General features: G+C 64.2%; 13 protein-coding genes, 1 tRNA gene and 2 rRNA genes. 4 read left to right on the plus strand and 12 right to left on the minus strand.

All coding sequences use genetic code 11. The annotated features are described in order from the left end of the window. The 3 genes from MU521_RS18835 to MU521_RS18845 all read right to left on the minus strand — a co-directional run. Nucleotides 1-2,592 (minus strand): 23S ribosomal RNA (locus tag MU521_RS18835); the annotation flags it as partial. 170 nt (nt 2,593-2,762) lie between these two features. Next, nucleotides 2,763-2,827: transfer RNA gene (locus MU521_RS18840), tRNA-OTHER, on the minus strand. Between the two features lie 119 nt (nt 2,828-2,946). Continuing rightward, a 16S ribosomal RNA gene (locus MU521_RS18845) occupies nt 2,947-4,419 on the minus strand. A gap of 502 nt (nt 4,420-4,921) precedes the next feature. On the opposite strand from MU521_RS18845, the gene MU521_RS18850 reads away from it, so the two are divergent. Both MU521_RS18850 and MU521_RS18855 read left to right on the plus strand, forming a co-directional pair. Continuing rightward, nucleotides 4,922-5,866, plus strand: a complete 945-nt coding sequence (locus MU521_RS18850) for a PfkB family carbohydrate kinase (protein ID WP_092694755.1) — start codon at nt 4,922-4,924, stop codon at nt 5,864-5,866. Nucleotides 5,867-6,267: 401 nt separating this feature from the next. Further along, on the plus strand, nt 6,268-7,740 hold the full coding sequence (locus MU521_RS18855) for a protein kinase family protein (protein ID WP_092694757.1): 1,473 nt from the start codon (nt 6,268-6,270) through the stop codon (nt 7,738-7,740). A gap of 31 nt (nt 7,741-7,771) precedes the next feature. Here the strand turns inward: MU521_RS18855 and budC are convergent, their stop codons facing one another. Both budC and MU521_RS18865 read right to left on the minus strand, forming a co-directional pair. After that, a complete protein-coding gene (gene budC, locus MU521_RS18860; RefSeq protein ID WP_092694760.1) occupies nt 7,772-8,503 on the minus strand; it encodes a meso-2,3-butanediol dehydrogenase in 732 nt (243 codons plus the stop codon). 113 nt (nt 8,504-8,616) lie between these two features. Continuing rightward, nucleotides 8,617-8,871 (minus strand): CBS domain-containing protein, encoded by a 255-nt coding sequence (locus tag MU521_RS18865; protein ID WP_217630188.1) that lies wholly within the window; start codon nt 8,869-8,871, stop codon nt 8,617-8,619. A gap of 169 nt (nt 8,872-9,040) precedes the next feature. Here MU521_RS18865 and MU521_RS18870 point away from each other — a divergent pair, with 169 nt between their 5' ends. Continuing rightward, a complete protein-coding gene (locus MU521_RS18870; protein ID WP_092694763.1) occupies nt 9,041-9,472 on the plus strand; it encodes a universal stress protein in 432 nt (143 codons plus the stop codon). Between the two features lie 20 nt (nt 9,473-9,492). Here MU521_RS18870 and MU521_RS21880 read toward each other — a convergent pair whose 3' ends face one another. After that, nucleotides 9,493-9,594, minus strand: coding sequence for an ArsA-related P-loop ATPase (locus MU521_RS21880; RefSeq protein WP_394327231.1), 102 nt, complete (start codon nt 9,592-9,594; stop codon nt 9,493-9,495). A 121-nt stretch (nt 9,595-9,715) separates the two neighbouring features. Here MU521_RS21880 and MU521_RS18880 point away from each other — a divergent pair, with 121 nt between their 5' ends. Then, nucleotides 9,716-10,426, plus strand: a complete 711-nt coding sequence (locus MU521_RS18880) for a dolichyl-phosphate hexose transferase (protein ID WP_092694765.1) — start codon at nt 9,716-9,718, stop codon at nt 10,424-10,426. A gap of 6 nt (nt 10,427-10,432) precedes the next feature. Here MU521_RS18880 and MU521_RS18885 read toward each other — a convergent pair whose 3' ends face one another. Genes MU521_RS18885 through MU521_RS18910 form a run of 6 tightly spaced genes read right to left on the minus strand, consistent with a single transcriptional unit; the run spans nt 10,433 to nt 18,270 of the window. Next, nucleotides 10,433-11,014, minus strand: a complete 582-nt coding sequence (locus MU521_RS18885; RefSeq protein WP_092694767.1) for a twin-arginine translocation signal domain-containing protein — start codon at nt 11,012-11,014, stop codon at nt 10,433-10,435. 24 nt (nt 11,015-11,038) lie between these two features. After that, complete coding sequence (locus tag MU521_RS18890; RefSeq protein ID WP_092694770.1) at nt 11,039-13,069, minus strand: ArnT family glycosyltransferase; 2,031 nt, start codon at nt 13,067-13,069, stop codon at nt 11,039-11,041. After that, complete coding sequence (locus MU521_RS18895) at nt 13,050-14,207, minus strand: ABC transporter ATP-binding protein (RefSeq protein WP_092694875.1); 1,158 nt, start codon at nt 14,205-14,207, stop codon at nt 13,050-13,052. The genes MU521_RS18890 and MU521_RS18895 overlap by 20 nt, the downstream gene beginning before the upstream one ends. Then, nucleotides 14,207-15,832, minus strand: a complete 1,626-nt coding sequence (locus MU521_RS18900; protein WP_349356965.1) for an ABC transporter permease — start codon at nt 15,830-15,832, stop codon at nt 14,207-14,209. The genes MU521_RS18895 and MU521_RS18900 overlap by 1 nt, the downstream gene beginning before the upstream one ends. A gap of 23 nt (nt 15,833-15,855) precedes the next feature. After that, nucleotides 15,856-17,064, minus strand: a complete 1,209-nt coding sequence (locus MU521_RS18905; protein WP_092694774.1) for an extracellular solute-binding protein — start codon at nt 17,062-17,064, stop codon at nt 15,856-15,858. 42 nt (nt 17,065-17,106) lie between these two features. Further along, nucleotides 17,107-18,270, minus strand: coding sequence for an alpha-1 4-glucan-protein synthase (locus MU521_RS18910; protein WP_092694776.1), 1,164 nt, complete (start codon nt 18,268-18,270; stop codon nt 17,107-17,109). Between the last annotated feature and the right edge of the window lie 158 nt (nt 18,271-18,428).

Consider the following 18,428-nt stretch of genomic DNA (forward strand, 5'->3'; position numbering starts at 1 on the left):
TAGGCGAACAACCTCACCCTTGCCCGCTTCTGCACGGGCAGGATGGAGGGAACCGACATCGAGGTAGCAAGCCACTCGGTCGATATGTGCTCTTGCGAGTGACGACTCTGTTATCCCTAAGGTAGCTTTTCTGTCATCTATGGCCCGCATCAAGCGGGCGCATAGGTTCGCTAGACCACGCTTTCGCGTCAGCGTTCCTTGTTGTGCAGAACACTGTCAAGCCATCTTTTGCTCTTGCACTCTTCGCCGCGTCTCCGACACGGCTGAGATGGCCTTGGGGCGCGCTCGATATCTTTTCAAGCGCGTACCGCCCCAGTCAAACTGCCCGGCTATTGGTGTCTTCCTCCCGGAGTGAGGGTCACAGTCACTGACGGGTAGTGTTTCATGTGTGACTCGGCGACGTGCTGGCGCACGCACCTGTGTGGCGTCTCCTACCTACTCTGCACATCAGCGACCATGTCCCAGCAACAGCCTGCAGTAAAGCTCTATAGGGTCTTCGCTTCCCCTTGGGGGTCTCCAGACTCCGCACTGGAACGTACAGTTCACCGGGCTCGACGTTGGGACAGCGGGGCCCTGGTTGATCCATTCATGCAAGCCGCTACTGAAGCGGCAAGGTACTACGCTACCTTAAGAGGGTCATAGTTACCCCCGCCGTTGACGGGTCCTTCGTCCTATTGTACTAGGTGTTCAGATACCCGCACTGGGCAGGATTCAGTGACCGTACGAGTCCTTGCGGATTTGCGGTCACCTATGTTGTTACTAGACAGTCCGAGCCCCCGAGTCACTGCGACCTGCCTCTTTCCGAGGCAGGCATCCCTTCTTCCGAAGGTACGGGACTAGATTGCCGAATTCCCTAACGTCGATTGTCCCCGACAGGCCTTGGCTTTCGCCGCCACGAGCACCTGTGTCGGATCTCGGTACGGACATCACACTCGTCTTTTCACGGGCTCTAGGTACGTCCGGCTTGCGCTATCTCACCCTTCGCTCGCTTCGTGCCATTACGGCTTCCACGAGGTTCGATGATTCGTCCGGGCGATGGCCCGGACCGGATTGCCCCAAAGCGTCGACTTTGAGTGTGTGATGGTGCTGGAATATTAACCAGCTTCCCTTTTGTCACATTCGAGTTACGGTGTGACTTAGGACCGACTAACCCTCGGTTGACGAACAGTGCCGAGGAACCCTTGCTCGTAAGGCCGTCGGGATTCTTACCCGACTATCGCTGCTACTGTGACCAGGATTTTCGTATCCAATCGGTCCACACGAACTCTCGCCCGTGCTTCCACCCAATCGGATCGCCGACCTACGCGGTCAGGATGTGACTCCTGCGGCCAGGTTTCGGTGGTGGATTTGAGCCCCGATCATTTTGGGCGCCTCAAACCTCGGCCGGTAAGCTGTTACGCTTTTCTTAGAGGGTAGCTGCTTCTAAGCTCACCTCCCGGCTGTTTAGGGCTTGAGACCACCTTCGATCGCACTTAATCCACACTTTGGGACCTTAACCCAGCTCTGGGTTGTCTCCCTCACGGTACACAGGCTTACCCCGCATACCGGACTCCCCGCGTCGACAGCGTCCGTAAGTTTGGAGTTTGACAGCCGCGCCGACCTCTCTCGAGGGCGGACACGGCAATCGGTCGCTCTACCTCACGAACTACCTCGGCGGAGGTCATGCTTCGACATGTTTCGGTCGGAACCAGCTGTTGCCGGATTCGATGGGCCTTTCACCCCTACACGTAGGTCACGGGAGGGTATTGTAGGACACCATCCCTAACAGGCTTCCACGTGCCTTTCGGTACGCTTCACCTTGCCCACGCGTAGATCATCCGGTTTCGGGTCGTGTCCACGAGACTCCCCGCGCTTGAACACGGCGGCCCTGGTGCAAAGCACTGCGGCCATGTCGGTTTCCCTGTGCCTTCCCCGATGACCGGGTTAGACTCGCCTCGTAGACACACTCCCTGGTTCGTTTTTCAAAACGTACGACGGAACATCGGCTCCTCGCCAGTCCTACTGGAAGATCGCTCTTCGGTCGTTTCTGGTGAGGCCTTTCATGCCCCGTCGCTCCATCGCCACTTGATTTCAGGCCCTATTGCACCTCCCTTCTGAGGGTGCTTTGCAGCGTTCGCTCACGCTACTTTTCCACTATCGGTCTCGAGTCGTATTTAGCCTTAGCAGTAGATGCCTGCCATGTTCACGAGGGATTTCCAACCCCCGATACTCCGGAGCTGACGCACGTCGTACTGGTCTTCACTACGGGGTTGTCACCCTGTTTCACGCTCCGTTCCAGGAGACTTCGTGAAGACCGTCAGACGATGAGTGTCAGTCCAAACACCACATTGCCCGTGAGGGCTTCGGTTTGGGCTGTGTCGCGTTCACTCGCGGTTACTGACGACATCACATTCGTTTTCTCTTCCTGCCGGTACTGAGATGTTTCAATTCCCGGCGTTCCCCATTGCGCGAAGCAATTGCGGTGGGGATTCCCATTCGGAAATCCTGAGTTCTTCGCCTCCGTGCGGCTCCCTCAGGCTTATCGCAGCTTGGCACGTCCTTCGTCGGCGCTCGAGCCGAGCCATCCACCAAGAGGCATAGTAGCCAATTGATGTCGGACACACGTTCCACGATGAAACGGGTCCAGTTGACGTCTGGATTGCACGTACACACGGTCGTCATCGTTCACACGCGGCGGTTGTGCGTGCGACATCGTACCCTTCCCAACCACGCTTTCGCGGGATGGTGCATCGGTTGCGCGGACGGGATCGCCGTCCGCGGTAGTGACCGACCCGGAATCGAACCGGGGCAACCGCAATGCGGTGCTCTACCACTGAGCTATCGGTCTGCCCTCGTGAGAGGGTGTGAACCTTGACAGTTCAGTGGCCAGCCGAAGCGGCTGGCTGTCACCATTCCTGTCCGAAGACAGGACGAGTGGGCTGGGGCGTCGCCCCAGTCCCGGTCTGTAGGAGGTGATCCAGGCCCAGATTCCCCTAGGCCTACCTTGTTACGACTTAAGCCCCCTTGCGAAGCCCAGATTCGACCACCGCATGGTGGCCTCATCCGGACCTCACTCGGGTGCTTTGACGGGCGGTGTGTGCAAGGAGCAGGGACGTATTCGCCGCGCGCTAATGACACGCGACTACTACCGAATCCAGCTTCATGCGGGCGGGTTTCAGCCCGCAATCCGAACTACGACCGAGTTTCGGAGATTAGCGTCCCCTCTCGGGGTAGCAACCCTTTGTCTCGGCCATTGTAGCCCGCGTGTTGCCCAGCACATTCGGGGCATGCTGACCTACCGTTGCCCGTTCCTTCCTCCACGTTAGCCGTGGCGGTCTTCCTAATGTACCCAGCCAACACGTGGTTGCTGCTGGCAATTAGGAACACGGGTCTCGCTCGTTGCCTGACTTAACAGGATGCCTCACGGTACGAGCTGACGGCGGCCATGCACCTCCTCTCAGTGGCTCCAGTAAGATCATCAACCTGACCTTCACTGCACACTGTCGGTGCTGGTGAGATGTCCGGCGTTGAGTCCAATTAAACCGCAGGCTCCTCCGGTTGTAGTGCTCCCCCGCCAATTCCTTTAAGTTTCATCCTTGCAGACGTACTTCCCAGGCGGCCCGCTTGCGTCTTCACTTCGGCACAGCACAGGCTCGTGGCCTGTGCCATACCTAGCGGGCATCGTTAACAGCTGGGACTACCCGGGTATCTAATCCGGTTCGAGACCCCAGCTTTCGTTCCTCACCGTCGGATCCGTGCTCTCGAGATGCTTTCGCCATCGGTAGTCCGTTCGGGATTATGGGATTTCACTCCTACCCCGAACGTACTTCTCGAGTCTCCCGGTCCCAAGCCACGCAGTTTTCGCCGGACGCCTGCCCGTTAAGCGGGCAGATTTCCCGACGAACTTGCGTGGCCGGCTACGAACGCTTTAGGCCCAATAAGAGCGGCCATCACTCGAACTGCCGGTATTACCGCGGCGGCTGGCACCGGTCTTGCCCAGTTCTTGTTCGTACACCACCTTACGGTGTACAAAAGCGAGGACTGTATGCCCTCGCACTCGGAGTCCCCTTATCGCACTGTCGTGCAGTGTAAAGGTTTCGCGCCTGCTGCGCCCCGTAGGGCCCGGAATCTTGTCTCAGATTCCGTCTCCGGGCTCTCGCTCTCACGACCCGTACCGATTATCGGCACGGTGGGCCGTTACCCCACCGTCTACCTAATCGGCCGCAGCCACATCCTACAGCACTAACGCGTTTCCGGCTCCCTGCAACTCCAACGTGAGAGCCGTATTCGCTATTAGCCTCAGTTTCCCGAAGTTATTGCGATCTGTAGGGCAGTTTGGCCACGTGTTACTGAGCTATCTGCCACGAGTCTGAACTCGTGCGACTAGCATGGCTAAATCGGACTCCGATAGCAATGGCCTCCGGCAGGATCAACCGGAATGCATTCCCCAATCATGGGGGGCTGGCGGAGACACGCTATGTGTCCGTCATTCGGTGACAAGGTATCGAGATATTCGATAGTGTATCACCGAACTGTCAAGGCTCACATCAGATACCATCTGTACGGCGAGGCCGCAGGGGTGGAATCCTCATACTTTCGCGAGCCCCACGAACTGTCGTGGGGAGCGAGACACCACTGTGTGGGATCTCGCTCACATCGCCATCATCGACGAGGAAACTCGTCTAGGGTGTGGATGGCGTAGCGGGCGACCCCCGCTCGCCGCCATCCGTCGTGTGCATTCCATCCGATGAGGGTGGTACATAAATACCCGTCGATAGAGTGGCCCGTGTGCGAACTGAGACCACAATACGGGACCCGTCTCTCCGGTCAGCGGCGATTCTGCCACGGGGGACACGGACACCCCGGCGACGACAACGAATCCCGTCGACAAGGGTCCGAAGCGACCACAGGAACTACACACCGACTCGGCGTCCAGTGCCACATGGTCGACGTCGTCAGCCTCGGAAGCATCAACGTCGACAGGATACGACACCTGTCCGGGACGGAACTCGCGGCGCTCGCGGACCGGTACGACTGGTTTCCCGACCGCGGGCGGACAGTCACAGTCGCGGAACTGCCACCCGAATTCCCCACCGGCGCCGATCGAATCAGGCACGGTGGCAAGGGTGGGAACCAGGCCGTCGCCGCGTCCAGCGCGGGCGCGGCCACGGAGATGCTGGGGAAGGTCGGTTCCAGCGGGGAGGCGGACGTTCGTGGCCGACTCGCAGACGCCGGTGTCGGTGTCGACCGGATCGAGACGGCCCCGGACCCGACCGGGACGGCATACGTGTTCGTAGATCCGGACGGCGACAACCGGATCGTCGTCCGGCCGGGAGCCAACGGAGCGGTCGACGCGACGTACGTCGACGAGCAGTACGAGCGGATCCGATCCGCCGCCTGTCTCCTCCTGCAAAACGAGATTCCCGTCGGGCCGATGCAGCGGTTGCTTACGGCCCTCGCCGCCGAGCCGGACCGCCCGACCGTCGTGTTCGACCCCGCGCCCGCGGGCGGGGCCGAGGCACTCCTCGATTGCGAGGCGATCGACTATCTCACACCGAACGAGACCGAATACGAGGCGTTACAGCCCGATCTGGACGCGTTCGACGGCGTTCTCGTCCGCAAACGAGGCGGTGACGACGTCGTCGTCGAAGCCGACCGACAGTTCAGGGTAACGCCCCCCTCGGTCGACGCCGTCGATACCACCGGTGCCGGCGACGTATTGAACGGGTTCCTCGCAGCGTCACTCGCGGCGGGAGCGTCGTTGCGCGAAGCGGTCGAACTCGGGACGATAGCGGGTTCGCTCTCGACCCGGAAGGCGGGCGCTCGAAGCGGCGTTCCGACGACCGAAACCGTTCGTTCGTACCGGCGACACGGATTCGACGGATGAGCGGGTCGCTCGGCCGGAGCGGACGGCGACGGTGGCCGACGAGTGGACGCGCCCGTCCCGGCCGGAGTGGCCGTCGTCTACGGGTCCCTTCGGAAGGCGAGCCCGGCGAGTGACACGTCTTCGAGGCCGAATTCGACCGAGAATCCGACACCGCGCTCGAAGGGGGAATCGTACCACTCGTCGGCACGTGTACACGCGACCGCGATCATCACAGTCGACGGGACGAGCCGCGAACACTGCCGGGAGACCATCCCGGACGCACTGACGCCCCGTTCGGCGGCGCGACGCCGTTCGTCTTCGCGGACAGAACGCGCCGACCATCGACGAGCCCTGTCGACTCGGGAACTCGTTTCGTCACGAACGACTAAGTCGCACGATTCCGAACTGACGGTATCGGCAGAATGGGTGACGAGACGACGTCCGGCGTGCGGATCGGCGCTGTCGAAGCGCCGCCCTGCAAGCGACCGCTGGAGGCAATCGAACGCGACGGGGAGTGGATCGTTCGCGAGTACTATCGCCGGACCGACGACCCCGACGACGGCGTCTTCAGCTTCGGGACGTACGACTCGCGAATCGACGCGATGCGGGACGGCCAGCGAATTCTACAGCGACGCCGTCATCCCTGTCTGTTGCGGTGGGACACCGAACGGAGTGTCGGTGGGCTCTACTGGAACCCAGCCTTCGAGGGGCTCACCGTCGAGTACAGCGACCTGCTCCGGTCGTGGGTCGTGACGGCGAAAGACGACCACTTCGTGTTCCAGGCTGCGGACTCGACCGACGGCGCGTATCAGCTCGGGAAACTGGTCTTGGAACAGTACGACTTCAAAACGGCCGAATTCTATGCGCGCGACGGAACCCTCGAGACGGAGCGCGAGCACCGTTTTCTTCGGCACGACATCACGAAGTCCGGCGTCCGGTTCAAACGCGGGCAGTTGCCTGCGAGCGTCGAGCGACCGGCACCACCCCCGGAGGCAGCCACCCAGACGGAGTCCGAATCGAGCGAGGGGTCGAGCGGTGGCGCGACGGAAGTGATCAACACACTGGCGTCGGTCATTCCGGACATCGCCGAACTGACGGCTCTCGACGTCGACGGGCCCGTGTATCGGTATCGGACTCCCTGGGACGGCGGCCGGGCGCACGTCTGGATACTGAACCCCGAACAGCAGGATCACCGGACGCTCAAACACGTGTTCGGGGACGCGATCGAGTCCTGGCAGGAACTGGCGACCCACGAGCACGTCGCCACGATCCACGAGGTCGGTCCCGAACCGGCAACGTGGGTCGTCTTCGACATGCCCGGCGCGACGCTCGTGGAGTTCCGGGAGAACGCGTCGACCAGCAAGCGGGTTCGAATCCTCTCGGGGCTCGGGTCGGCGATTACGGCCGCACAGCGGCGCGGCATCTACCGGACCGATCTCGAACCCGACCGGATCGGAGTCGCCACAGCCGAGGCTACGGACGCCGGTCGCGACGACGGACGAAGCGATACGTCGGACTCGACGTTGTCCGCTAGTGTCACCGGACTCGGTGTCCAGCGGCGAGTGAGCGCGGCCGTGAACGAGTACGACGCGAGTCGGTACATGGCACCCGAGCAACTTCGCCAGGAGGCGATGCCGACGACGCCAGTGTACCGACTCGGGGCCGTCGCGTACTGGCTCCTGACGGGGACGGAACCGTTCCACCGACGCCAGGACTTCACGACCGCGATCAGGAACGCCGACCTCACGCCAGCGCACGAGGTGGCCCAGTTGTCGTCGGACGTGAGCGAGTGCATCGGGAAAGCCATGAATACGGAACCGGGCGCGCGCTATCGGACTGGTGCGGCCTTCGTCCGGGAACTCGCCCGGCGTCTGGGTGTGTCACACGTGCAGTGACGCACTACCCGACACTCGCATCCGTGACCGGTCAGTGAGCCGTCCAGCCGCCGTCGATGGGAATGTTCGCGCCGGTGAGGTAGGAGGCGGCGTCTGAGGCGAGGAAGACGGCCAGTGGCGCGATCTCTTCGGGTTGGGCCGGTCGGTTCATGGGGGTATTGTCCCGGACGTAGTTGTAGAACTGCTCGGTTTCGAGCAACGGTTCGGTCATCGGCGTTTCGACGAATCCGGGACAGATGCTGTTGACGCGGACGCCCTCGGCGGCGTAGTCGACGGCGACCTGCTGGGTGAAGTTTACCACGCCGCCTTTGGCCGCCGAGTACGCGGCGGCACCACGTCCCCCGACCAGCCCGTAAATAGAGGCGACGTTGACGATACACCCCTCGCTGTCCAGCAGGTGTGGGAGCGCCGCTTTCGTCCCGTGCATGACGCCATCGAGATCCACCGAGACGACGTTCGCCCACTCCTCCAGGTCCATCTCGCCGACGCTGGATTCGCTCCCGATGCCGGCGTTGTTGACGACTACGTCGAGCGCTCCGTGCTCGTCGACGGTGGTCTCGACGAGCGCTTCCACGGCCTCGTACTCGGTGACGTCGGTGCGGACGAACCGGCACCCGAGTTCGTCGGCCGCGGCTCTACCCTCGTCCTCGCTCCGGTTGGCGATGACCACGGACGCACCGGCTTCCACGTACGCTTCGGCGATTGCCCTCCCGATCCCCGACGAACCGCCAGTAACGATCGCTGTTTTCCCGTCCAGTTGCATCGACTATCGGTTCGACAGCCAACACAAAAGACACGTCGCCGATTCCCGATACGTAACAATCGCCGGCAGGACCACAGTTTCGGTCACCGAAAGGCGGCTCTCGTGGTGTCAGTTCACAGCAGGTAGACCGGCTGGGTGGAATTGTCGACGACGCGGTCCGAGACGCTACCGATGTGGTGGCCCGTGTCCGGGAGCCCGTGCCGGCCGAGTACCCCCAGGTCCGCGTCTCCCGCGACCGCGAGAGCGATGTCGCGATCAGTCACGATACCGACCGGCCTCTCGTCCTCGGCGATCACCAGGTCACCCCGTTCTTCGTCCAGCATGGTCTGTGCGAGATTGGGTACGGGTGTGTCCGGTCGGGCGGTCACAGGCTCTACAGCGATTTTTACCGGGCATGATACGTTTGTAAATTTCACTTCGAACGAGAAGGAGTCCACCTATCTTACCAGCAACTGGGAACTGGTACGTTCGTCCCCGCGGTTCCAGACCGGCGGGAACTCGCGGTATGCATTTATTTGGGGCCGTTGAAGCGTCGGTATGTACGATTCCATACTCGTCCCGACCGACGGGAGTGACACGGCACAGGCAGCGGTCGATCACGCCATCGACCACGCGAAACGGTACGACGCGGCGTTGCACACCCTCTACGTCGTCGAGGAACCGCCGATGGACGAGGCCGCTGGTCCGGAAGTCCTCGAATCGCTCGAAACGGCCGGTGAACGAGCGATCCAGGACGTGATCGACGCCGCCGAAGCCGCCGACGTGAGGACCGTCGAGGGGATGGTCGCGGAGGGCGCACCCCACCAGGCCATCCTCGACTACATCGACGCGAACGGGATCGACCTGGTCGTGATGGGGACCCACGGCCGGACCGGGCTGGATCGTCTCTTCCTCGGGAGCGTGACGGAGAAGATCGTCCGGGCGGCACCCGTCGCGGTTCTCACCGTCGGTTCGGAGCCGGCCGACTGAGCCGTGGCGCGAAGGGCCGATCACACATCGATCCGGTCCGCTAAGCGTTCGAGCGCGGTCGCGGCCGCGCACGTCGTCCTGCCGACGCCACCCTTCCCTCCGTAGAGGACGAATTTCGGCACGATTATACCGACGAGGCGAGGAACGGGAAAATGACGACGACGAGAGGACCGAGGTTACCAAACGCCACCTGTTTTTGGCGAACCTAAAAGTTCAAGGGGCACACGTACTGACGGGTACGCAATGAGTCTTCAGCAGGCGCGTACGGAGAGCGAGCGATTCACGTTCGACGATTTGAGTGTCGTCATGGGAACGTACAACGAGGAAGCGGCGATCGGGACGGTACTCGAAGACATCGACGACGTGACCGGCGGCCGTGCCGAGGTCGTCTGTGTCGACGGGTCCGACGACCGGACGCCGGAAATCGCCCGCGAACACGGTGCCCGGGTCATCGAACAGGAGCCCCAGGGCTACGGCGTCGCGGTCGAGGCGGCGTTGCAGGCCGCGGACACCCCAGTCGTCGTCACGACCGACTGTGACGACACCTACCCGATGGATCGACTGCCGGACTTCCTCGACCGGATCAACGAGGGCTACGACGTGGTCAGCGGCGACCGGCTCTACCACGGGGCCGACACGATGCCGGCATTCAACCGGTTCGGGAACCACGCCTTCGCCGCACTCGCGAGTGGGTTGCTCGGCGAACGGGTCCACGACACGACCACCGGGATGCGCGCCTACCGGAGTGAAGTGATCGAGAAGATCGACTGGACCGAGAACACGGGCCTGTCGGCGGAACTTCTGATCAGGCCGCTCATGCGGGAGTACGACGTGTGTGAGATCCCCATCGAATACGGCGAGCGCGCGGGCGAGACGAAACTCGACCCGATCAGTGGGGGCTACGCCATCGCGAAGTCCATCGTCACGGTCGCGGCCGAAGAACGACTGCGCTGACCGCGGCTACTTCTGGGGCCGCGGTCCACGCTGGTAACTGGCTGTCCCACCGGGGTGGCCCTGCGGGTTCTCGATGCCGACCAGTTCCCCGCCGGTCGGAGACGCGTAGAGGGCGAACAGCAGATCGTTGATCAGGTAGTAGCGCACGCGCTGTACGTCCCCGCCCTCGGGTTCGGGGTCGACCGTGTTCGCGTTCATGTCCTCGAAGACCTCGGCTCTGGTCTCCGGCGGGAGCGAGCGGTACCCGTCCACGTCGTACCACGTCGCTACGTAGTCGTCGAGGTAGGAGACCGTCTCGCCGATCTCGGTCGCCCGCTCCGGGTCGTCCGCGACGCGCCCGCGAAGAAAGTCCGTCACGAACCCCTCGACGTTCTCGACGGCCGACGGATAGATCGCCTCCGCGACGGCCACCGCGGTATCGAGGTCGTGGTCCGAGAGGCCTGGTTCCTCCTCGGACGCAGTGGGCGTCGGCGTCGGGTCGCCGCCCTCACTGGTGTCGGATCCGTCCGACTGCGACACGGCCAGTGCGCCGCCGGCGACGCCGACCGCACTCAGCGCCGCGATGGCGTCTCGTCGAGTCAGCTCCATACCGGAGGCTGGGCGCTCACGGGCTTATCGGTTGTCCTCTCGGGCCGTGAGGTCGGTCCGGACCGTCGCCCAGTCGGGAGCGATATCGGGCACGTAGCCGGCGTCCCCGCCGCACTCGCCGATGGCGACACAGCGTTCGATCCGCGGCGTCAGCGCGCGGACGCGACCCCCCTCGTGACTGACGGGCGTCTCGAACCGATAGCTAAAGCTCGCGCCGGGCCCCTTGTCGACGAACAGTGTCAGCGACACCTCCTCGCGCTCGTCGTACGGGACCGAGTGGGTCGGCCAGTTCGGGCCGCCGAGTCGGACGCGGCCGTCGTCGAAGCGGATCCGGGCGGTCGTCGGATCGGTCGCGTTGCGTGCGACGACGGTAAAGCTCTCCTCGTCGGCGGTGAGAGTCGCCGACACCGACCGGTAGGTCGACGGGAGGCCGACGGTCGCGTTCAGCGTGACGGTCTCGCCGGCGGCGTGATCGACGGGCTGGATCCGCGCGCCGCGTGGCGCGCCGCTGTACGGTTCCCACTCACCGCGGACGGTGTACCGATACAGCGTCCGGTCGGGGTAGGCGTCCACGACCGCGAAGGGGCGTTCGTCCATGGCGTACACCGCCGGCCCGTCGAATCCCGGGTCGTTCCGGAGCGCCTGGAAGGGGTGATTGAGCCAGTCACCGTACGGCGTCGGGAGGAAGACCAGCGCGTCGTCGAAGGACCGCTCCTCGAAGGGGTGGTACGCCCGGTCGTACGTCTCGGTCGCGAGCGCGTTCATCTCCACCGGCCGCTCGGCGTTCGTCGCCGTCACGCCCCCCAGCATCGCGACGCTCACCAGCGCCACGGCGACGACCACCGCACGCACCGCTCGCGGCTCTCCCCGCTCGTCCGCCACCCGCCGGACTGCGTCGAGGAGTGCCAGCCCACCCACGGCCGCGAAGGCACCGAACGGCAGGAGGAGGTCGAAGTGGTAGTAGGGGCCGTGGGAGGCGATCAGCCCGTCGCCGGTCCGATCCAGCACGCCGAGGATGTTGTAGTTGCCCCAGAAGTAGACGTTCCCGCCGACGATGGTGCCGATCTGGCCGACGATGATCCCCTGCCGGGCAGAGAGCCCGCGCCTGACGGCGACCGCGATGCCGCCGAGTGCGACCCCGACTCCGAGCAGTCCGCCCGCGAGCCAGGTCGTCGTCAGCTGTTCCAGCACCAGGGCGTTCGACCGGAGCGCGAGGCCGACGGTGTAGTTGACCTCGTGGCCGAGGATCTCGTGGTGGCCGAAGCCCAGTCCGTCCTCCGGCGCGAACTCCTGATACGGGAACACCAGCGGCGAGCCGGTTATCACGGCGTTGTACCCGAGCGAGAGAGCGACCCCGACAAGTCCGAACACCGCGGTCACGATCTGTCGCGGGAGCGCGTCGCGGCGATCCCGATAGAGCGTCCACAGTGCGTGTCCGATCACTGGGGCCGCGAACAGCACCGCCGTGTACGGTCGGGCGAAGAAGGCGAGTCCCACGGCCGCGCCTGCAGCCCCGGCCCAGCGACGGCCCCCGGTCCGGTCCGCCCGGAGGTACGCGTAGAGGAAGGTGAGGTTCAGCATCGTCGTCGGCGCGTACGGCAGGAACACCGCCGAGTCGATCAGGAAGAGTGGCGACGCGAGGACGAACAGCGCGGCGACGAGCCCCGTCCGGCGGTCGAACAGCTCCCGGACGACCAGCGCCACCAGCGCGACGTTCGCCGCGGCGATGCCGGCCAGCGCGAGCCGTACCGCGCCCAGCAACTGGCCGACGGCGAACAGGGCAGGCACTACCGGCGAGTACTTCGAGTACAGTTGGCTCCCGTCGACGACGAAAAACCAGGGGTGAAAGACATCCGCGACCGGCGGCGAGAGAAACAGCTGTCCCTCGAGCAACATCGCCGCCTGCTGGAGGTAGACCGCCTCGTCGTGGTTCAGCGAGTGGTACGGAAACAGCCGCGTGGCCAGGAGCCAGACCGCGACCGCGGCGACCGCGGCGACGGCGACGACGCCGACGCGCCACGTTCGCGAGCGAAGGTCAGTCGTCCCGGAGGCCATCGCTCTCGGTGGGGAACCAGGCGAGCCGGTGGTCGGCGACGAGGTCGACTCTGACGCGACGGTCCAGATCGAGGTGATCGGAGTGGTTGTGTTCGCAGTACACCACGTCACCCGAGTCGAGTTCGACGGTGTAGACGAACGACGGGCCGGTGTACTCGCGCTCGACGATCTGCCCGTCGCCGGCGGTCTCCTCGGTCGGGATCGCCCGCAGGTCGTCGGGACGGGCCAACACGTCGACCTCCGCGCCGTCGTACTCCGGCCCGAGCCCCTGGATCATATCGGTGTCGAGCGTTCCCAGCCCCGTCTCGATGGTGTGTTCGTCGAGACGGCCGGAGACGAACCCGGCCTGCCCGAGAAACTCCGCGACGAACCGCGATTCGGGTTGCTGGAAGACGACCTCCGGCCGGCCGACCTGCTCGATCTGGCCCTCGGACATGACCGCCACGCGGTCGCTGATCGAGAGCGCTTCCTCCTGGTCGTGCGTGACCGACAGCGCAGTGACGCCGGCTTCTTTCAGGATGCGGCGGACCTCCTCGCGCATCTGTTTGCGGAGAGACACGTCCAGATTGGAGAACGGCTCGTCGAGCAGGAGCACGTCCGGCTCCGGAGCCAGCGAGCGTGCCAGCGCGACCCGCTGTTGCTGGCCGCCCGAGAGGTCGTCGGGACTCGCCCCGCGGTAGTCGGCCAGTCCAACCAGATCGAGGAGTTCGTCGACCCGTGCGTCCTGTGCGTCGCTGTCCCAGTCGTCGATCCCGTAGGCGACGTTCTCCCCGACCGAGAGGTGGGGAAAGAGGGCGTAGTCCTGGAACACGAGGCCCACGTCGCGCTGGTCGGGGTTGATGAACTGTCCGTTGCCAGCGACGAGGTCACCGTTGACGGTGATGGTGCCGCTGTCGGGGCGAATGAGGCCTGCCAGCAGGCGTAGCGTCGTCGTCTTGCCACAGCCCGACGGGCCGAGCAAGGTGAGCAGTTCGCCCTCGTAGACCGACAGCGAAAAGTCGGCGACGGCGCGCTCGTCACCGAAAGTCCGTGTCACGCCGTCGAGTTCGAGGACCGTCTCGCGTGATTCGTTCCCGTCGTCGAAATCCGCAGCGACGACCCGTTCCGTCCGTGCCTGTGTCTGCGTTGATTCGTTCATCATGAGTCACCTGTTTCCTGTGAGAGGATGACGGCCATCGAGAGACCGGAGACGACGACGAGGATGAGTGCCGGCACCGCCGCCTGCCCGTAGAAGCCTGCTTCCTGTACCGTCCAGATGTACGTCACGAGCGTATTGAAACCCAGCGGTCTGAGCAACAGTGTCGCGGGCAACTCCTTCATCGTCGTCAGAAAGACCAGCGCCGCGCCGGCGGCGACCCCGGGAAGGATCAACGGGAGCGTCACCGATCGGAAGGCGCTCAGGCGCGACCGGCCCAGCGTCTGTGCCGCCTCGAACAGTTCCCGGTCGACCTGGAGTGTCGAAGTCCTGATCGACCCGATAGCCTGGGGCATGAACCGGACGACGTACGCGAACACGAGCATCGGGATGGTCTTGTAGAACAAACCGACCACGTCGACACCCGTCAGGTCCGCGAGGGTCGGCAAGAGGTCGAGGCTGAAACTGAGCAGGGCGATGGCCAGCACGATGCCCGGCGTCGCGTACCCGACGTAGGAGGCGCGGTCGGCCAGCCCCGACAGCCGGGAGTCCGGGCGAGCGGACGCGATGGCGATGGGCAAGGCCACGAGCACGGAGGCCACGGCGGCCAGCAGCGCCAGGTTCGCCGAGTTCCAGGCGAACTCCCAGGCAAACGGGATTCGACCGGCCGTGTACCCCGGGCCACCGCGAGTGAGCCACATGCCGAAGATGCCGATGGGCACGAGAATCGCGAGCGTGAACACGGCGACCGGGATCAGGAGTGACGGATAGCGCCACGCGCCCAGATCGAGGTCGACCCCGCCGCGGTTGCCCCCGCTCTCGTAGGCACCGGACTCGTCGGCACCGATGCGGGACTCGATGGCCAGGATGACGGCCGTGACACCCAGCAACTGGAGCGAGAGGACGGCCGCGTAGTCCCGGGCGAAGGCGTTGTACTGCGCGTAGATGAACTGCGTGAACACCTCGACCCGCATGATGTTGGGCGTCCCGAAATCCGCCAGTGTGTAGAGCGCCACCAGCAGGGACCCGGCGGCGATCCCCGGGAGGATCTGGGGGATCGTGACTCGCTTGAGCGCCTCCAGACGGCCGGAGTTGAGCGTCTGGCCCGCCTCGACGAGCGTCCCGTCGAGCGAGAGCAAGGACGCCCGCGTCGTCAGGAAGACGTAGGGATAGGTGTACAGCGTCAGCACGAACGCCGCGCCGGTGAAGCCGTACACCGAGGGAAGCGATTCGACGCCGAGCGGGGCCAGGAGATCGGCGAGCGCGCCGTTCGGCCCGAACGCCGAGACGAACGCGAAGGCACCGAGGTAACTGGGCACCGCCAGCGGGAGCGCACAGAGGATCGTCCAGAACCGCGGGAAGGGCAGGTCGCCCTGCACCGTCAGCAGGGCGAGTGCCACACCCAGTACGATGCTCGCGCCGGTGACGACCGCCACCAGCGCGACGCTCCGAATCAGTACCGCGGTGGTCCGTGAGTCGATGGCGAGTTCGACCGCCGTCCACCCCAGGCCGGCCGCGTCGACGGCGAGCCAGGCGATGGGCAGGACCAGAACCGCGGCGAGAGCCGCCGCGAGCAGGACCAGACCGGTATCGACAGTGGAGGACCTGTCTGCGGAGCGTCCGCGCATCCGCTCGAGGTCCTCCTCGCTGCTCATGGGGAAACGTTGGCCGATTCCATCAACTCGATGGTCTCTTGCACGTTCGAGAGCCGCGAGAGCTGGATGTCCGGCGGGCTGAGCTCGTCGACCGTCGGCAGGCCCGCGACGGGCTTGACCCCTTTGATCATCGGATACGAGAAACTCACCGTCGCGAAGAACTCCTGGGCCTCCGCCGACAGCAGGTGGCGCACGAAGTTGTCGACCAGGTCACCCTTGTCGGTGCCCTTGATTTTCATCGCGCCGGAGATGTTGACGAGACCACCCGCGTCGCCCTCGGTGAACGCGAGTTCCAGGGGCGCGTTCGGACGCTGGTTCTTGACCCGGAGCGCGTAGTAGTGGTTCGCGAAGCCGGCCGCCAGCGACCCGTTGGCGACGTTCTGTGAGATGGCGTACTCGTTGCCGTAGCGTTCGGTGCCGGCTTCGCGCATGTCGACCAGCCACTGCCGCGTCGCCTCGTCCCCGCGGATGAGCCGCATCGCGGTCACGAAGGACTTGAACGCGCCGTAGGTCGGTGCCCAGCCCATGGTGCCCTGGAGGGCACTCGTCTCGGGGAACTGCTGGACCTTGCTCGGGATGTCCGACGCACTCAGTCTGTTCGTATTGTACGGGACGGCTCGTGCGCGACCCGCGACGCCTGCCCAGGCGTTGTCGTCGCCGACGAACTGGGGGTTGCCGACGGGCGCGACGGCCTCGTCAGAGAGCGGTTCGTAGGCGTCGTTGTCCGCGACGTAGCCCAGCGAACTGGCGTCGATGGACCAGAACACGTCACCCCGGCTAACGCCGGATTCGGCCTCGTTGACGATGGTCTGGGCGAGCGACGCCGAGCCGGCGCTCTGTGGCTCGACCGAGAAGTCCGGGTAGATGCTCTCGAGCTTGTCGATCAGGTCCATGTAGATGCCACCCTCGCCGCCGCCGATGTAGAGGGCGAGGTCACCCTCGAGGTCCGGCAGGTCGTTGATCGACGTGCCGCCAGGATAGGGCCGACCCTGTGCCAGCCGACCGGAGCCACGGAAGTTGCCCTCGACGAGCGGGCCGGTCCCGCGGAAGTCCGAGACGTTCGCGTTCTGGGGCGTAGTATTCCCGTCGCCGTTGTTTAACATCCCGAAACAGCCAGCTACGGACGCAGTCCCGAGAACGGCCCCACTCTGCAGGAGCCGCCGTCGTGATACGTTCCGTTCGCGAGAGTCGACTTCGTCCTCCATATCTCAATTTAGGCCCGCCTAAAACACTTATACCTGCCGGTTCTAGTCGTCTGCAGCCGCGGGCGCGTGGTCGGAGACCGATCCCGGTCGAATCGCCTCGAGACAGGACAGCCAGTCCCCCATGAACTCACCACAGTAGTTGAGGAACGCGGCGTTCTCGTAGTCGAAGTCGCCGTCGGCCATCGCGTCGGCCATCGCGGCGAACACACCGGCGTACGTGTCGGCGTCGTCGCCCACCTCGTCGATGATCTCCCAGACGTGTTCGTTCAGTTCCAGTCCGGGAACCTCGTTGTTCAGGTCCGAGAACGTCGAGCGCGGGGCCTTGTTGTGTTCACAGAGCGGGTAGCCGTTGACGATCCGCTTGTCCAGCACGTCACAGGCCCGCTTGAGGAACAGGCCGCTCCAGATGTCGTCGAACCGACCCACGTCCCACTCGTTCTCGTCCATCGGGAGCTGGTAGAACGCCGGGATCACCTCCCGACGGAACGCCAGGTTCATCGAACACACGGTCAGGTAGTTGCCCCGCTCGGCGACGAAGTTGCCCTCGTAATCGTCGGTCGACGTGCGAGTCTGGGCCTGGCCCTGCAGGTCGCCGTCCATCAGGATGCGCACCGCGTCGAGGTCGGGGACGTTCGTCCAGAGGCCCTGCGAGGCCACCACGTCGTCGACCTCGATCTCGTCGGTCTCGACCTCCTCGTCCATCGCGCTGTAGGGATAGCCACGTGGGTAGAGCCCGTGTTCGTCGACGTTCTGGTAGAGGACGTTCACCCAGTCCTCGTTCGACCCGACCGACTCGATACTGCCCTCGTAGGCGAGATTGTCGAAGTGGGTCCCGAAGAAGTCGAAGTCCGGATGCGGCAGCGTGTCGTCGTCGATGAAGAAGCCGTACTCGAAGTCGTGAGCCCACATGTACAGCAGGCCGAAACTCGTCTGCGCGTGGCTGGCTTCCGGGATCAGGTGGTTGTACTCCGCGACGCCCTGCGCCTCGAACCACTCCTCGCGTGCGGTGCCGTCGAAGACGCGACCCTCGACGCCTTCCTCGTCGAGCATCGCCTGCATCTCGTCGGTGTCACAGAAGTCCTCTGTGACCAGGACCACGTGGAGTCGATCGAGGTCGAACCCGTGGTCGCGCGCGTTCTCGAAGTACGTCCGCATGCACTCGAACTCCCGAATCGTCGGCACGATCACACAAACGTCTCCACTCATTTCTTACCCGTTCTCTTTAGGCCACCCAAAAATACCTGTCGTGTCTTTCCGACGCGTGGGAAGGCCAGCCAATAGTACATTATACACTACCGATTTTGATTAACGTAGTATAAGGGGAACTATTATCTGCCAGTACCTGGGCAGGATTACGTGAAGAC

The sequence above is a fragment of the Halorientalis regularis genome, assembly GCF_023698535.1.
GTDB classification, from domain to species: Archaea; Halobacteriota; Halobacteria; order Halobacteriales; family Haloarculaceae; genus Halorientalis; species Halorientalis regularis.

Coding starts and splice junctions, on each gene's coding strand:
- MU521_RS18850 (WP_092694755.1), top strand. CDS start 4,922: ATGGTCGACGTCGTCAGCCTCGGAAGCATCAACGTCGACAGGATACGA.
- MU521_RS18855 (WP_092694757.1), top strand. CDS start 6,268: ATGGGTGACGAGACGACGTCCGGCGTGCGGATCGGCGCTGTCGAAGCG.
- budC (WP_092694760.1), bottom strand. CDS start 8,503: ATGCAACTGGACGGGAAAACAGCGATCGTTACTGGCGGTTCGTCGGGG.
- MU521_RS18870 (WP_092694763.1), top strand. CDS start 9,041: ATGTACGATTCCATACTCGTCCCGACCGACGGGAGTGACACGGCACAG.
- MU521_RS18880 (WP_092694765.1), top strand. CDS start 9,716: ATGAGTCTTCAGCAGGCGCGTACGGAGAGCGAGCGATTCACGTTCGAC.
- MU521_RS18885 (WP_092694767.1), bottom strand. CDS start 11,014: ATGGAGCTGACTCGACGAGACGCCATCGCGGCGCTGAGTGCGGTCGGC.
- MU521_RS18890 (WP_092694770.1), bottom strand. CDS start 13,069: ATGGCCTCCGGGACGACTGACCTTCGCTCGCGAACGTGGCGCGTCGGC.
- MU521_RS18895 (WP_092694875.1), bottom strand. CDS start 14,207: ATGAACGAATCAACGCAGACACAGGCACGGACGGAACGGGTCGTCGCT.
- MU521_RS18900 (WP_349356965.1), bottom strand. CDS start 15,832: ATGCGCGGACGCTCCGCAGACAGGTCCTCCACTGTCGATACCGGTCTG.
- MU521_RS18905 (WP_092694774.1), bottom strand. CDS start 17,064: ATGGAGGACGAAGTCGACTCTCGCGAACGGAACGTATCACGACGGCGG.
- MU521_RS18910 (WP_092694776.1), bottom strand. CDS start 18,270: ATGAGTGGAGACGTTTGTGTGATCGTGCCGACGATTCGGGAGTTCGAG.